Annotated in this window: 19 protein-coding genes; 6 read left to right on the top strand and 13 right to left on the bottom strand. The window is 34.7% G+C overall.

All coding sequences use genetic code 11. From position 1 onward, the window contains the following. Complete coding sequence (locus tag VF726_RS04665; protein WP_440166237.1) at positions 1 to 429, bottom strand: NfeD family protein; 429 nt, start codon at positions 427 to 429, stop codon at positions 1 to 3. A 268-nt stretch (positions 430 to 697) separates the two neighbouring features. Between VF726_RS04665 and VF726_RS04660 the strand changes: the two genes are divergently transcribed. Further along, positions 698 to 1,924, top strand: coding sequence for an MFS transporter (locus VF726_RS04660; protein ID WP_440166235.1), 1,227 nt, complete (start codon positions 698 to 700; stop codon positions 1,922 to 1,924). A gap of 46 nt (positions 1,925 to 1,970) precedes the next feature. On the opposite strand, the gene VF726_RS04655 is transcribed toward VF726_RS04660, so the two are convergent. From VF726_RS04655 to spoIIP, 5 genes are all read right to left on the bottom strand, one after another. After that, positions 1,971 to 3,446: an amidase family protein gene (locus VF726_RS04655; RefSeq protein WP_440166233.1), complete on the bottom strand. Its 1,476-nt coding sequence runs from the start codon at positions 3,444 to 3,446 to the stop codon at positions 1,971 to 1,973. A 187-nt stretch (positions 3,447 to 3,633) separates the two neighbouring features. Next, positions 3,634 to 4,080 carry an NUDIX hydrolase gene (locus tag VF726_RS04650; RefSeq protein WP_440166231.1) on the bottom strand — a complete coding sequence of 149 codons (447 nt, stop codon included), beginning with the start codon at positions 4,078 to 4,080 and terminating at the stop codon, positions 3,634 to 3,636. 23 nt (positions 4,081 to 4,103) lie between these two features. Next, positions 4,104 to 4,844: a M15 family metallopeptidase gene (locus VF726_RS04645; protein ID WP_440166229.1), complete on the bottom strand. Its 741-nt coding sequence runs from the start codon at positions 4,842 to 4,844 to the stop codon at positions 4,104 to 4,106. An 11-nt stretch (positions 4,845 to 4,855) separates the two neighbouring features. Then, positions 4,856 to 5,353 (bottom strand): N-acetyltransferase family protein, encoded by a 498-nt coding sequence (locus tag VF726_RS04640; protein WP_440166227.1) that lies wholly within the window; start codon positions 5,351 to 5,353, stop codon positions 4,856 to 4,858. Positions 5,354 to 5,576: 223 nt separating this feature from the next. Continuing rightward, the gene (gene spoIIP / locus VF726_RS04635; RefSeq protein ID WP_440166225.1) at positions 5,577 to 6,731 is read right to left on the bottom strand and encodes a stage II sporulation protein SpoIIP; all 1,155 of its coding nucleotides are present in this window, start codon (positions 6,729 to 6,731) and stop codon (positions 5,577 to 5,579) included. 89 nt (positions 6,732 to 6,820) lie between these two features. Here spoIIP and VF726_RS04630 point away from each other — a divergent pair, with 89 nt between their 5' ends. Beyond that, the gene (locus VF726_RS04630) at positions 6,821 to 7,117 is read left to right on the top strand and encodes a hypothetical protein (protein WP_440166223.1); all 297 of its coding nucleotides are present in this window, start codon (positions 6,821 to 6,823) and stop codon (positions 7,115 to 7,117) included. Between the two features lie 4 nt (positions 7,118 to 7,121). Further along, complete coding sequence (locus VF726_RS04625) at positions 7,122 to 7,427, top strand: permease (RefSeq protein ID WP_440166221.1); 306 nt, start codon at positions 7,122 to 7,124, stop codon at positions 7,425 to 7,427. On the opposite strand, the gene VF726_RS04620 is transcribed toward VF726_RS04625, so the two are convergent. The 4 genes from VF726_RS04620 to cbpA form a co-directional block, all read right to left on the bottom strand. Beyond that, positions 7,400 to 7,927 carry a DUF1572 domain-containing protein gene (locus tag VF726_RS04620; RefSeq protein ID WP_440166219.1) on the bottom strand — a complete coding sequence of 176 codons (528 nt, stop codon included), beginning with the start codon at positions 7,925 to 7,927 and terminating at the stop codon, positions 7,400 to 7,402. The two genes, VF726_RS04625 and VF726_RS04620, sit on opposite strands and share 28 nt — an antisense overlap. 18 nt (positions 7,928 to 7,945) lie before the next feature. After that, the gene (gene csaA / locus VF726_RS04615; protein WP_001263041.1) at positions 7,946 to 8,275 is read right to left on the bottom strand and encodes a chaperone CsaA; all 330 of its coding nucleotides are present in this window, start codon (positions 8,273 to 8,275) and stop codon (positions 7,946 to 7,948) included. A 67-nt stretch (positions 8,276 to 8,342) separates the two neighbouring features. Next, the gene (brnQ4, locus tag VF726_RS04610; protein ID WP_440166708.1) at positions 8,343 to 9,680 is read right to left on the bottom strand and encodes a branched-chain amino acid transport system II carrier protein BrnQ4; all 1,338 of its coding nucleotides are present in this window, start codon (positions 9,678 to 9,680) and stop codon (positions 8,343 to 8,345) included. Positions 9,681 to 10,115: 435 nt separating this feature from the next. After that, positions 10,116 to 10,763 carry a cyclic di-AMP binding protein CbpA gene (gene cbpA, locus VF726_RS04605; protein ID WP_440166217.1) on the bottom strand — a complete coding sequence of 216 codons (648 nt, stop codon included), beginning with the start codon at positions 10,761 to 10,763 and terminating at the stop codon, positions 10,116 to 10,118. A gap of 244 nt (positions 10,764 to 11,007) precedes the next feature. On the opposite strand from cbpA, the gene VF726_RS04600 reads away from it, so the two are divergent. The 3 genes from VF726_RS04600 to VF726_RS04590 all read left to right on the top strand — a co-directional run bounded on the left by VF726_RS04600 (position 11,008) and on the right by VF726_RS04590 (position 13,877). Next, a complete protein-coding gene (locus VF726_RS04600; protein WP_440166215.1) occupies positions 11,008 to 11,877 on the top strand; it encodes a hypothetical protein in 870 nt (289 codons plus the stop codon). 208 nt (positions 11,878 to 12,085) lie between these two features. After that, entirely contained in the window at positions 12,086 to 13,393 is a 1,308-nt protein-coding gene (locus VF726_RS04595; protein ID WP_440166213.1) for a hemolysin family protein, read from the top strand. Position 13,394: 1 nt separating this feature from the next. Next, positions 13,395 to 13,877 carry a DUF456 domain-containing protein gene (locus tag VF726_RS04590; protein ID WP_429601581.1) on the top strand — a complete coding sequence of 161 codons (483 nt, stop codon included), beginning with the start codon at positions 13,395 to 13,397 and terminating at the stop codon, positions 13,875 to 13,877. Between the two features lie 24 nt (positions 13,878 to 13,901). On the opposite strand, the gene VF726_RS04585 is transcribed toward VF726_RS04590, so the two are convergent. The 3 genes from VF726_RS04585 to VF726_RS04575 form a co-directional block, all read right to left on the bottom strand. After that, the gene (locus tag VF726_RS04585; protein WP_440166210.1) at positions 13,902 to 14,522 is read right to left on the bottom strand and encodes an NAD(P)-dependent oxidoreductase; all 621 of its coding nucleotides are present in this window, start codon (positions 14,520 to 14,522) and stop codon (positions 13,902 to 13,904) included. A gap of 246 nt (positions 14,523 to 14,768) precedes the next feature. Next, positions 14,769 to 14,948: a hypothetical protein gene (locus tag VF726_RS04580; RefSeq protein ID WP_151628057.1), complete on the bottom strand. Its 180-nt coding sequence runs from the start codon at positions 14,946 to 14,948 to the stop codon at positions 14,769 to 14,771. Between the two features lie 186 nt (positions 14,949 to 15,134). After that, a complete protein-coding gene (locus VF726_RS04575; RefSeq protein ID WP_440166208.1) occupies positions 15,135 to 15,587 on the bottom strand; it encodes a spore coat protein in 453 nt (150 codons plus the stop codon). Between the last annotated feature and the right edge of the window lie 19 nt (positions 15,588 to 15,606).

Genomic DNA, 15,606 nt, shown 5'->3' with positions numbered 1-15,606 from the left:
TTATTCACTCTCCTTTTTCACTTGTAATATAGTACTATTCCTCTTTATAACAATAACTTTTTCTCCAACATCAATTGGATTATCTGCAATAGCTGTCCAAGTATCTCCATCTACCTTCACAATACCATTCGCTTCATTTGTAATCGCTTGCATAACAATCCCTTTTTTACCGACTAGCATATCTACTGTATCAGTAAAACCTTTCGCTTCTCGAAAGTTTTTTGAAATTCTTTTCGTAAAGAAAGTCAATGTTAAACTTACAATCGCACCAACAATGACTTGTAACAGTAGTGCTTCGGGAGCAAACAAAGCTATTAGACCTCCGACAACAGCCCCAATTCCAAGCCAAAGCATGTAAAACGTAATCGACAACATCTCTGCAATAAATAAAATACCTGCTATTATAAACCAAATTACCCATGCAGCCATATGCAACCCTCACTTTCTTTCTCATTTTCTATATGTATATGAAGAAAAGAATGGTTTATCCGCCCTTTCTTATACGTGGGCGCTTACTACAAGCTATTGTACATATTCACTGTTATAATGAGTATTATTAAAATACTATATTAATATATTCTTCATTATACATGAAAATCCCTTTCAAAAAGTGACAAAAAATTAAATTCTTTCGAAAATTTAATTTTCAAATTATAATTATTCCTAACTACTTAAATATTATTTTTTTAAGAAGGTGATGTGCTTATTGCAAAAGAGTTCATTAGCTTACTATTTAAGCTCTAAAATATTCATTACTCTCGCAGACATCGTATTCATCATGATTATTACAACTCATATGTATATGACAACGAAATCAGCTACATTAACTGCCCTTTTTCCATTAGTACAAGTCATAACTAATCTTATAGCAAATACATCTGCACCACTTATCATGAATCGTTTTTCATCTTATTCATTACTTTTCACACTACAATGGACAAAAACTGTTCTATTATTTTTATTAATGATATTATTCCCAGCCCTTTCCACAAACATTGTAGCACTATTCATTTTCATTTTTTTTATTTCATTATGTAGCGGCTGGAGCGCACCATTATTTTACAGTATCCTGCCTCGCCTTACACGAAAAGAAAAATTAGTAAAAGTAAATAGTATTTTTTCCTTTTCCACACAAATCGCGCAAGCCGCTGCTTATTCATTTACAAGTGTTATTGTTCTTCAAATCGGCGCCACTTCTACACTTATGATGAATAACATATTGATGATCTTTGGATGTGTTGCACTACACGCTTCATTACGTTCCATACATATTGAACGAGTAATAGAGTCTTCTTCTTCAAAAGGCGCTGCTTTATTGGAAGGTTGGAAACTCTTATTTCGGAACCCTTCTCTCCGTACAGTTACATGCATGGACTTAATTGAAACTTTCGCAGGGACGATATGGATTGGTGCTATTACGATGGCGTATGTAACAACTGTCCTTCATAAAGGCGAAGAATGGTGGGGGTACATTAATACAAGTTATTATGTAGGGACGTTAATTGGCGGGATATTAGCGTGGAAAATTAGTACATACATTCAAAACAATTTAATACGTTCCATGGCGATAGGCTCTCTTTTGTTCAGTATTCTTACATTTTTATATGGTATAACAAGTAGCGGGTTTATTGCGCTTTTTCTATGCGTTCTAATGGGTCCATGTTATCAAATTAGAGATATTTCTCAAACGACAGTTCTACAATTAAGTGTCGCCCCTACTTTACTATCAAAAATGTATACAGCTCATGGCGCACTCCTCTCGACAGCTTCTGGTCTTTCTATGCTTAGCGTTGGAATTATTACCGATTTGTTTGGTGTTCGTACGATTTATATTCTCGCTTCTATCCTTATATTGTGCTCTGCTTGTTTATCATTTAACTTATTAAAATATGATAGGACAAAGCAAAAAGATATTTCACTTTAATGAATAAAAATAAATAGGACAGGAATTCCTGTCCTATTTATTTTATTCATGCTAAGTTAGGGATTTTCCGATGCTTTGTCGCTTGTTCAAAAGCGTATGCTAGTTTAATCAAGGTCCCCTCAGAAAAAGCAGTACTTGCAAGCGTAATTCCAAACGGTCTCCCGTTATCCATATATCCCGCAGGTATCGCTATAGATGGATAACCTGCTTTCGCACATATAGTGGATCCGATATAAGAAGGGAATAGAATTGCATCAAGATTATATTTTGCCAATGCAAAATCAATACCTTGTTCTTGTGAAAAATATATGTCTTCTAATCTTGCATTTAAATATTCTGGATTTCTTAACGTATTAGGAACACCTTTTCTTCTTTCTAACTTAGTTTGTCCATATTTTAAAGCTCTTTCTGCTATGTTTTCATTAAACTCCATTAACTCTGAAATAGAATGTACTGGTATAGTAGAAGGTAATTTAGAAAGATATTTATCTAAACTATGCTTTAGTTCATATAGCGATACTCCCCAGCTCCATTCTCTATGAAAAGACGGAATATCAATATCTTCTACTACTGTCGCTCCCTTACTACGTAAGACTTGAATCGTATTCTTAAACAAATTTTCATCATACTCACCGGTTTCATAATAATCTTTTGGTGCATCACTAAATACACCAATCTTTGCTCCATGTAAGCCATTAACATCAAGATATTTTGTATAATCCTGCTCTGCCATACCTTCACTTTTATGAGTAGCTACATCTTTCTCGTCCACCCCAGTTAAGCTCCCTAACAAAATTGTCGCGTCTGTTACCGTTCTAGCAAATGGTCCCGCTGTATCTTGTGAATAAGTAAGCGGAATAATTCCCCTACGACTAATTAAACCCACAGTCGGTTTAATTCCTACTACAGAGTTTTGAACCGCCGGACTCAATATAGAACCATCTGTTTCTGTTCCAACAGATACTACTGTAAAGTTAGCAGCAACTGCTATAGCAGATCCTGTACTAGAGCCGCCAACAAACATGTCATCCTCACCTGTACCGTAAGGGTTTATTGTTTGTCCACCTCTTGCACTATATCCAGCCCACATTTCAAACGACATTCCATTTGCTAATTCTGTCATATTGGTCTTTCCTATTATGACTACTCCCGCTTCTCTCAATTTCGTAACGAGAAATGCATCCTCACTACTAATATTTTGTTCTAAGGCAATTGTACCTGCACTTGTATGCATGGAATCATTCGTCTCAATATTGTCTTTAAGTAAAACAGGTATACCATGTAACGGACTTCTTACACCTTTTGTCTTTCTTTCATGATCTAACGCTTCCGCAATAAAGATTGCGTCTGGATTGATTTCTAAAATAGAATTGATTTTTGGTCCATCTTGGTCATATTTTGCGATTCTATGAAGGTAATACATAACTAATTCTTTTGAAGTTAATTGCCCAGCTTCCATCGCTGCTTGTATTTCATGAATTGTTAATTCTTTTTGTAATTGTGCATTGAACTGAATCTCCATCGTCATTCCCCTTCTATAAAGCCTTTTATTGATATCATGTATCTATTACTTTTTCATTTTCTCCGCTCCTCACATATACAACTACAGTCCCTTTAAAAGAATTCAACTTACAAATATTAAAACCTTTTTATTTCCTGAAAAATAAAAAAAGTCTGAAACGGGTTTACCTTCGCTTCAGACCCTATTATTACTGCACGTATACTTCTTCTAACAGATGTAAAAACTCACCTTGTTTCCCAGCTAATTCAGGGCATTTTGAAATATCAATCCATTCGTAGCAAAATACTAACCCTTCATCTTCCTCACCAGCACTTACAATATGTTCCCAACCATCTTTTACATCTGTTAGTAATGTTATGTGGAAGAAATGGCGTTTTTGATATTCCTTTTTTTCTTTCACATGTATGATGTAATCGGCTAGGAATCGTTCTATGCATAAATGACGTAATCCAGACTCTTCTTGTACTTCACGTAAAATTGCTGCTTCTAACGTTTCTCCTTCATCAACCGTTCCCCCTGGCACTTGTATACCAGCTTGAGGTATATCACGATGTTTAAAAACAAGCAATTGCATAACTCCCTCTTTTTCTCTTGTCACATATGCGTGTACTTTTTTCTTATATAACATCGTCATAACCCTTCTCTCCCCTCAATTGTTCACTGCGTTACTTCTTCAAGTGTCAGTTGATTTTCATATAAATATGTAGCTTGTGGATTTCCCACATACCTCACGTGCCATGGTTCAAATCGATAACCCGTAAGCGATTCTTTCTCTTTTGTATATCGAATGACAAAACCAAATTTATGGGCATTTTCAGAAAGCCATTGCCCTTCTTTCGTTTCACCAAAAACTGTCTCTAACTGAAACTTGGCAGATTGAGATGTAATATCCATTGCGAGCCCTGTTTGATGTTCACTCGTTCCAGGAACCGCGCTAGACATCGCTGTTTTTGCTTCTCCATCTTGTTTTTTATACATCGTATTTAATGCTTTTTGTCGATCAAAAGATCTAAACCCAGAGACTGCAAATAAGAAGATATGCTCCTTATCCGCTTGCTGAAACATTTCCTCAAGCGCCCCTGCTGCTTCTTTCCTCATTTTTTTCTTTTCTTGATCACCTTCACTTGAGTAGCGCACTTTCGGAATAACTAAATCTGATGGTCTATACCCATCTGGCAAACGCCTACTTTTATTTACAAGCACAAGCATCGAATTCGGATTACTAATGACCGCAATATCACCATCCATATTCGCAATCGTTTCTTTCGCTTTCGGAAATATGTTATTTACATTTACCTCGCGCGCCTGCTTATCCTTATACATTTTATAATTGACTCCTGCTACTCCAACAATAAGTACCATCGCTACGATACCAAGTAGTGTCCATCTTTTTTTCATATAACGACCTCTTATTTTAATAATTTGGCCATTTCATACTCATCGATGTTCTCTCCATCGATAATAAGAGCAGCTCTTTTGACACCTTCTTTCTCAAATCCAACTTTTTTATATAGTGCCTGGGCTCTTGTATTGTGGGCCATTACCGTTAATTCTAAACGCCATACATCATGTAATCTTGCCCACTTCTCAGCCTCTTTAAACAATCTCGTCCCAATACCTCGACCGCTATACTCTTGCAAAATACCAATTACAATACTTGCTACATGTCGCTTTCTTTGAATATGATTTCCATTCAATAAAATAAATCCTACTATTCTCTCTTCTTCAACTGCTACGAATATTGTTGCATACTCATTTTCTATAAAGCGATGAATCATTTGTTCTTGTTGCTTTACTGTAAATTTTCTTTCTCCTGGTTCGTATAACATAAATTTCGTTTCTTCGTCTAGTTGCTTACTTAATTGCAAAAACGATGCTGCATCTTCTATTTTGATCTCCCTAATCACTTCAATCACCCTACCAGTTTTAGAATAAAAAGTTTTCCCTGTAAAAAGATTTTCTCTACTTTCCCGAAAATCCCTTTGTAAATCCCCCAGTATAATTTGACAAATTTCGATATTACTATAACATCGACAAATTATGTCTTTTCTGTGACGTCTCATCAATTACAAAAAACGTAAGCATTACACTCACGTTTTTTCAGACTCTCCTACTCATTTTTGTTTCACTTTAGCCATTCACCTTCTCAGCCTGCCAGAAATATTCACCAAACGCTTTAGCAAGTACATCAATGGATCGATTTAGTTCTTCTTCTGAATTATCTACGCCACCAACTTCAATTAATATTGCTTGTCCTGATAAGTCTTGATTATAGACACCATTTCCTGTTTGGAATCCTTTTTGAATGACACCACGACTCACTCCTGGATATTTCTTATTAATTTCCTCATGAAGAGCTGTTGCTAACTGTAAGTTCTTTTCATAATTTTTATTGCCTTTTCCTATTACGAAAGCAAGCTTTGCATATGATTTATCTCCAATTGCCTTTGTCGTGACATTTTTCCGAGCACTATCACGATGTAAGTCAAAGAAGTATTGCAGCTCTTTATTGCCAGTCATTGCTTCTTGTACAATTTCTCGCGACACTTTGTAAGAACTATTACTATTTAGCCCTTTACTAATCAACTTTTGACCGACATCTGTCTTGTCGTTAGTAGCCCCGATCCCTTCACTTTCTAATTGTTCACGAAATCGGTCGCCGACTATTGAAATATTCGTGACGGAACTTGTCGCTTTATTCGGATTTGGATCATTTGCTAAATTCAGTAACGGCAAATAAGATTCCCAGCTATGCGAATGATAAATAAACGCAACTTGCCTTTTTCCTGTCGTTTGAGCCGGTTGCTTTTTCTCTTTGTTCGTATCCGGCTTTTGAGCCTGTCCACCTTCACCAGTCCGTTCTTTTACTACTTCTTCAAGTGGAACACTCGACTCTATTGGTAAGTTAGAATAATTTGTCCCTTCACCCGCAATAACAATTTCTGTATCGTACTTACCAAAACCAGGTAGCTCTTTGCCGACAAAACTGCGTACATCGTTAAAACGAATATTCGTTGCCATAGAAAAGAGAAACGAAGAAATGGAAAAATCTTGATTTAAATTCCGATATTCCTGTGTAAAATAATGGTTCTCTTTTCCAAGAACGTACATGTAACCATTCATCGATAACTCATTTAACCAATTATATAAATACGTTGACTTTGTCTCTTTCATAGAAGTTACCATCATACTAATAAGAAAAAAAGTCGCTAGTACTGTAGCAATAATAAATAATATTAACTTTCGTACACTCGTAAACTTCACATAAAAAAAGCCTCGATTCATACTATCACCCTCTCTATTTCAAGTTATGTACAAGCTCTAGAGAATAGACCGTCTAAATTCCGGCTATATTGTTAATGAGGTGAAATGAATTGAAGCTACTACTAGGAACATTACCCGTTGTACTATCATTTATTTTTTATTGGCTTGCTAAGCATCCTACAATCCGCGTTGCGTTACATATTTCAGCGTACTTAACACTTTATGTACTCGGTACAATTATTTCTATCAACATATATGATGTTTTAATGCAAGATTTAGTTTTTATGACAAGCATTCATGGAATTTTACTAAATCCATTTTTTCTCATATCAGGAGCGTATATAGGGATATACACTTTGTACCTACTTTTGTCCTACATTATTACAAATATGAAAAATGGAGCGTAATGAAATGCGACCACCGTTCATCTGTCATACATGCAAAAAAAGAATTGCTCGAAAGAAAGATCTTATTACTGCCACACGGTACTTCCGCACGTATTTATTTCACAGTGATTGCTTTAAGCGGCAACAAGTGTTCATCCCAAGATTTATCCCAATGAATACACTATTTAATTTCTTTCTTATTATATATGGACTTATTTTTGGCAGCATTCTTATGATTACAGAACCATCTATTATTTGGGTTATTTTCTTATTTCCCATTCTCTATCGGTTTCTTTCCTATTATTATGTTGAACGTTTTTTCTCTACATAACGTGCAGACTGATTTCTAGGAATACTTAAACATTCCCACTCATTTTCTTTTAACAATTTCCCAATGTAAATAATCTGTCCAATATGCAAAGAATAATGAGAAATTTGTCTTTCAATTGCTTGCATAACAGTTTGTGCTTCACCGCGAATATATACCGTCTGCAATAAATCTTCTGGCGTTAGCACATTCATCGTTTTAAAAACATATTCCCATCCTTCATTCCATGCTATGAGAACCTCTTCCTTAGCATGATAACCACCTTCAAATTCAGCATCTCGGTTACGATCTACTTTTTCACCGTCAGATGTTAAAAAATCCGTCCATCTAGAACGCATATTACCGTGCAAATGCTTAATTATGATTGCTATGCTATTTGTTTCTTCGTGAGAAGACCATTCAATCTGTTCATATGATAATTGTGACAGCACCAGTTCCCCTTGTTTCTTTGTTGCTTCAAAATTCGAAATGGCACATTGTAAATATTCTCGTCCGATATCCATGTTACCCCTGCCTTTACATTAACTAATTTTTGTTCCGTTCGGTAATTCCATATTCGGCTGCAGTAATACAACATCACCCGCTTCAGGTACCCCTCCTAAAACAAGCACTTCTGATTTAAATCCAGCTACACGTTTTGGCGGAAAATTTACAACAGCAACGATTTGCTGACCGATTAAGTCTTCTGGGTTATATCTCTTCGTAATTTGAGCACTTGACTGCTTCATTCCAAGCTCCCCAAAATCAATTTCTAGTTTAATCGCTGGCACCCTAGCTTCTTTAAATTCCTCTGCGTGTGTTACAGTTCCAATTCTTACATCCAAAGTTAAAAAATCTTCAAAATTAGCCATTTTATAATTCCTCCCAATTTATTACTTAGACAAAATCTATAAATCCCCTTTAAAAAAAGAAAGGCGCCTAAGCACCTTTCTTTTGCAATTCACTTGATTCATTTGATTTATAGAAGAAGAAACCGAGAATCCCGCCAATACATGATGGGATTAACCATCCTATTCCTTCTTTATATAATGGTAACATTTGTAGTACGTTAGAAATTGCTTCAATTTTAATATTCGCACTTTCTAAACCGTTAAAGAAACTAATTAACAATGCACCTAAAATAGCTCCAATATAAATGGTATTACGTTTTCCAATCCATTTATGGAAATAAGAAAGTACGATTAATACGATTGCAACTGGATAAATGATCATTAACACTGGTAAAGTAACTGCGATTAATTGTGTTAAACCAAGGTTAGATACAATTAAACTAAATACACAAACCATTGTTACAATCGCTTTATGCGAAAGTTTAGGGAATAAGTTTGTAAAGAAGCCAGCACAAGCCGATGTTAATCCAACAGAAGTTGTTAAACAAGCCAGGATAATAACGAGCCCTAATAAAATTTTACCACTTGTTCCATATAGCTCATTTACAACATTCGTTAAAATAAGTCCACCATTCTCTGATACCCCAAGTGATGTACTTGTTGAACCAAGATAAGCAAGTGATAAATAAATTAACGTTAAACCAAGTACTGCAATAATACCTGATACTACTGTTATTTTTGCAACTTGACTACTTTCTTTTATTCCTTTAGAGCGGATAACTTGTACAACGACAATTCCAAATACAAGTGCACTAATTGCATCCATCGTTAAATATCCTTGAACAAATCCACCAAAGAAAGCATTTTCTTTGTATGCTGCTAGCGGCGCAGCCGGTTCTCCAATCGGATCAATAATTGCCTTTCCGACAATTACAGCAACAATCAATACTAACAATGGTGTAAGAAATTTCCCGAACCAATCCACTAATTTAGATGGATTTAATGATAAATACCAAGTTATTCCGAAGAAAATTATAGTGAAAAGAAATAGCATGTACCACTCGGAAACTAATGCCTCTGATAAAAATGGCTTCATACCCATTTCAAATGAAACGGCTCCAGTACGCGGAATCGCGAAAAATGGTCCAATTGCTAAATAACTAATCAATGGGAAAATAAACGCAAATATAGGGTGAACTCTAGAAGATAGCGCTTTCAAGTCCCCCTCTACAAACGCGACAGCTGTTACAGCTAATAGGGGTAATCCGACTCCCGTTACTAGGAATCCAATTGTAGCAATCCAAACATTCTCTCCAGCTTGTTGCCCTAAAACCGGTGGGAAAATTAAATTTCCTGCTCCTAAAAATAGTGCAAATAACATTAAACCAATTGCTACCGTATCACCTGGCCTTAAACGTCCCTTCATACTTTTCATTTGCATAGCACTTTTTCATTGTTTATCTTTATTTTCACAATATGCTATGCATCCTCCTCTCTGCTCAAGCTGATAAAATATGCCCCTTACAAAGCAGTGTCTTTCTCCATAATTTCTCCATTCCCCTTATTCTTACTCTAATTATTAATTTTTGATTTTTTTGAATATTTAACTCATTAGAGTGGTATTGCGTGGAGTATAGTTGTCAGACCTCTTTGTTTTTATCACACATATAGTAACATATTTAGTTGAAAAATAAAAACATATTTTCAAATTGATTTTTTTGAAAATCAAAATTATCTACTTTTTTATTCTTTTACACAAATTTTGTTACAATCTCAATTTTTACCCTATCATTATTTTCAAATAATTTTATGTTCGTAACATAACAAAAGCCATCCAACATAATTAGATGGCTTTTGCATGTTACTCTATCGTTTCAACTTCACGTGGATTTTTCATCTCTTCCACATATACAACTCTAAATCCGTGATCTTCTAAATCTTTCAATAACGTCTTTAATTCATCGTCGTTAAACTCTTCTCCTAATGTAAACATAATTCTTCGAACTAATAAGGCATCATTATCAAAAGTCATTAAACTTTGAATACCTGTATATTTTTTTAATACAGTCGATAATTTTTGAATGGCCCCGTTATAATCCTGTGTCCCAATCATGACAGAATATTTACTAGAATGAACGCCCCAAGCATCTTCTAATAACTCGAAAACTTTTTTATGCGTTAAAATTCCTAGAAAGATTCCTTTTTCATCAACTACTGATAAATAAGGTAATTTTTTTATTGTAAAAAATACTTTAAAGAACGAAGAATCTTCTCTGACATAACCTTCTTTATCGTTTAATAATTGTAAGACACTCTCTTCCAGCGAACCTTTATATTCTAAAATATCTACTTTGTATACATTCCCTAAATATTTCTCTTTTTTTTCATCTAAAACTGGTACACAACGATAGCCAGTTTTATTTAAATGCTCCAGTGCTTCCCCTATTGTAATTGAACTTGAGCAAAATAAGACTTCCCTTTTCGGTACATAATTCCCTTTAATCCTCATAAACAGCCTCCTTATGTTAAAATACTTTCTGTGCCATAACTATATTATATTTTCAGAAAAAAATAAATAATTTATTTTACTTTTCTGAAAATTATTCGTTTTCTTGTCATAATTTATTCACGTTTCATTCACCTATATCCCGTACAATACTAAACTTCTTTAAGAAAAATATATTGTAACTTACGCCGAAAGAAGCTAAAATAAGAATAAGAATTTTCTGAATATTCTAAGAGTAGGTGATTACATGTCTTTATTGCGCTCACATATATGTAAATTTATCGTTGGTGTTCTCATTATATTTATCATCAGTCCTATTCCGGCATTATTCATTACACATAAATACTCTTACATAACTGGCTTTATAAGTATTTTTCATAACTTCGCACAACTTTCTTCCATGACAGTTCCAAAGATTGATTGGATGCACGAATCTATCTTTTTCTCAGCAAATCAGATGGTACATACTTCGAATCATTCAACACCGTTATTCCCTTACATATGGGAAATATATTTTTTATCGATTGTTCGTTTTACCTTTACTCTTGCAATCGGATTCTTCATCAGTTTAGGGATCGGTCATTTATTTTTTAAAGCATCTCATTCGGTTAAAAAGTTCACTTCCTTATTAAGATGGGTACCTTACTCTTTTTGTACTGTATTATTACAATGCTCAGTCTTATTACTACTCCTATACATCGCAAACTTTATAAAACTTCCTTACTACTCATCTTTTATCATCGTTTGTAGTACTTCCATGATTATCGTTATGCAAGCAATTAAAAAATGGATTCCGTTCTTAAGTAACACAAATGAATATGAAATAAAACAATCTTCTTTCCTTGTAGATACATTGTTTTTGGCACTTACTTCGAATCATAAATCTATTTTAGGTTCCATTATACTTTCATTCGTGTTTATGGAATGCGTTTTTCATGCAAGCGGACTATTGCAATTTATCGTTCAATTCGGCGGGAATGCACCTATTATTGTTACAATTAGCTTATTACTTTTGTATATCCCGTATTGCATACTCTCGTTCCTTCAAACACTATGGACGACAAACCACGTTAAACAACAATCATACGCTTTAACGAGAAGTATTCCAAAACCTTAATTTGAAATAACCCTCTATAATCTGAAAGTAGGGGGTTATTCCTTTTGTATAGCGGACAAAATAACAGCACATTCAAAAACTATTGCAGAAACATACCAATATTTACCCTTTTTCTTTGACTATTCTTTTCGTTTGGATTTATTATAAAAGTATAACATAATCGCAGGAGGTGACATCTTTATTCCAAACGACGGAATAGAGAATACACTTGGACATATTAAATATTTTTCTCATCTTTGTACTTATTCTTATTTCCGGCTTTTTCGTTGCATCAGAATTCGCTGTTGTAAAAGTACGAAAAAGTCGAATTGACCAGCTTGCAAATGAAGGCAATAAACAAGCCTTAGCTGCAAGAAGTGTCATATCTAATTTAGATGTATATTTATCAGCTTGTCAGCTCGGGATTACAATCACTTCTTTAGGGCTTGGTTGGCTTGGTGAACCGACTGTGGAACATTTACTACGCCCGCTCTTTGAAAAGATTAATATTACTGGAACAATGGCGAATACTTTATCCTTTATTATTGCTTTTAGTGTGATTACATTTTTCCATGTTGTATTAGGTGAATTAGTTCCAAAGTCTTTCGCAATACAAAAAGCAGAAGCAATCACACTTAAATTTGCACGACCACTTATTTTATTCGATAAAATTATGTACCCGTTCATTTGGTTACTTAATAGTACTGCTATCTTTTTCACAAAACTACTCGGTTTAGAGCCAGCGAAAGAAAATGAACTTGCTCATTCTGAAGAGGAACTACGACTCATTTTAGGAGAAAGTTTCAAAAGTGGCGAAATAAATCAAACCGAATATAAATATGTAAATAATATTTTTGAATTTGACGACCGGGTCGCAAAAGAAATTATGGTCCCTCGTACAGAAATGATTTGCTTATCTACTGAAAATACGTTAGAAGAAAATATGGATATCGTCGCAACTGAAAAGTATACACGCTACCCTATCATTGAAAAAGATAAAGATGATATAATTGGCATAATCAATACGAAAGAAGTATTTCACGATCAAACGAAAGGCATTCATAAGCCACTTGAATCTTACATACATCCAGTACTAACTGTATTTGAAACTGTTCCCATTCGCAAAACGTTAGTTCATTTACAAAAGAATCGCGTTCAAATGGCAATTGTTATGGATGAATATGGTGGAACTGCTGGACTTTTAACAATGGAAGATATTCTTGAAGAGATTATTGGAGAAATTCAAGATGAGTTTGATGCGGATGAATCACCTATGATTGAAAAACGTACGCCAAAGCTTACTGTTTTAGACGGGAAGGTTCTCATTTCTGAAGTAAATGATATGTTTGGCCTACATATTGATGATAGCGATTTAGATACAATTGGAGGCTGGCTCCTCTCTCAAGCAGTGGACTTAAATATTGAGGCTGGTTATTCCATTGAATTTGCTGGTTTTCAATTTAAAGCACTAGAACTTGATGGACATCAAGTGAAAAAAATTGCGGTACATAAATTAGACACGAAGAAGGAGTTATAAAGTGACAGTATTATTAACAATCTGTATCATTGCCTGTTTCATTGTTTCATTTCTCGCCTTTATTTACCCTATCATTCCAGGTATCCTTGCTGTATGGGCTGGATATTTCATTTACCATTTTGGTATAAATGGCGGAGAATTAACAACTTCCTTTTGGATTATTCAAGTCATTTTCACACTTTTCATTTTCGTTGCTGATTTTATTGCGAATGGATATTTCCTAAAGAAATACGGGAGTTCTAAATCGGGCGAACGTGTAGGTATGATTTCTATCATTGTTGGGTCTTTCTTCTTCCCACCATTCGGTTTAATTATCATACCGTTCTTATCGGTATTTATTACAGAGCTCATGCATAAAAAAGCGCCAAAAGACGCCTTTCTAGTAGGAGTCGCTACTGTAGTTGGTTTTTTAAGCAGTACAGTAGCGAAAGCCATTCTCCAAATCATTATGATTATCATATTTGTATGTTATATCGTCTTTTAACCATCCCAGTTTCGGGATGGTTTTTTAATAGGAAATACCTACTCGGCTATTCTCATATTCATTTTCACTACATAGATTCCACGTAAATTGTGCTGTATCACCAACTGATATTTTCGCTCCCCCTTCTGGTAATACATCTTTTTCAGTTCGATATACCCCTGTCACATCGCCGTCTATTAAATGTGTCGGACAAACGACCGTCCAGCATAAATTACTACGACTAAGTATCTTATATGCAGCTAAATGATCTTCTGCTGCGGTTGTTGTCTTCCTTTTTGATTCCATTGATTGAAAACGATATAAATTTAGATTTGTTCTCGCTTGTAAAATACCGGCTGTTCCTACTGTAATAATTTTACGAATTCCTTCTTCTTCCATTTGTTTTATAATGTGCGGCATACTCTTCGCTAACGTCCCGTTTTGATCCGTTCCAAGTGCACTTATTACTATATCGCTCCCTTCTATCGCTTTCTTTATATCATTTTCATTTAGTACATTACCTTCTATCAATCGTAACCTTTCATCTTGTATTTCTATTCTCTTTACATCACGTGCTAATGCAGTAACTTCAGCTGAATCCTTTAATGCTAATTTAATTATGGTTGAACCTACTCGACCAGTTGCTCCTAATATACATACTTTCATTTGTTTCCCCCCTCTTTCATCCTTCCTCTATTTTTCAATAATCTCAATCAATTTACAACAAAAAAAGCTTCCTCATATATAAGAGGAAGCTCTATTATTATTTTACCCCGCTTTAACGGGCAGTAAGACCCCACCTCAAAATTCAGTAAAAACAAAGAAGTTAGATGGAGATCAACTGCCCATAAAAGCCCGATTGGTGGGGGCTAATAATCAGTGGGGGATGACCCCACTGATTAAAGTTTCACTTTATTTCTTTTCTTTAGAATCCGTAGATTTCTCAGTGCCACTTGTTTCTTTATCCTTTTTGTCCTCTTGTTGTGTTGTTGTATCGTCTTCTTTCTTCTTGTCCTCTTCTTTACTACAACCTACCATTAATAAAGAACTTGCAAGTGCCATAGCAGTTAATGATTTAACCCATTTGTTCATTTGCGTTTCCTCCTTTTGATAGAATATGTACAACCCCATATTACTCTCTATTTTTAAAGGAGAGATTGACAAATAGTAAATATACGGTAAATATTTGTAAATTTTCTGACAATAAACACAGACACCTATTCTTTTTTCTCCATGAAAAGTAAAAAACTAAGGCGCCCATCTTTCCGCCTTAGTTTCTTATGCAAACTTCTCATTTTCATATACATGTTGAATCTTATACTCTTTCTTCACAACATATTGCCATACACTATAGGCATAACGATTCATTTTTAAGAAACAATTTTCTAAAAACGAGCGGAACTCTGGATTTGCAACTTCAACTGCCACTTGAGCAAACTTTAACGCTAACCGTTTTAAATGCGAAATATAACAAGTTGCAATATAAATATCCCCTGTATATTTACTATCCTTTTCCATTTCATGAAAATGAAATGCAATCGGTTCACAAGTTATATGCTGTACATTCTCTCCTTCTTGAAAATTCACTTGTTCATTATATGCTTGCAACATATATGGTAAATGCTGCTGTAATAATTCCTTTAATTCTTCGTCTCTTACCTCCCCTGTATACTCCCCAACCTTATATATAAGCATATAACTATACCTCATTAATTCTTTCATACAATCCATGACAGTGCCTCCCTTCTCT

The sequence above is a fragment of the Bacillus sp. Brlt_9 genome, assembly GCF_051948935.1.
Lineage (GTDB): Bacteria > Bacillota > Bacilli > Bacillales > Bacillaceae_G > Bacillus_A.
This window is presented reverse-complemented; position numbering and strand designations above follow the sequence as displayed.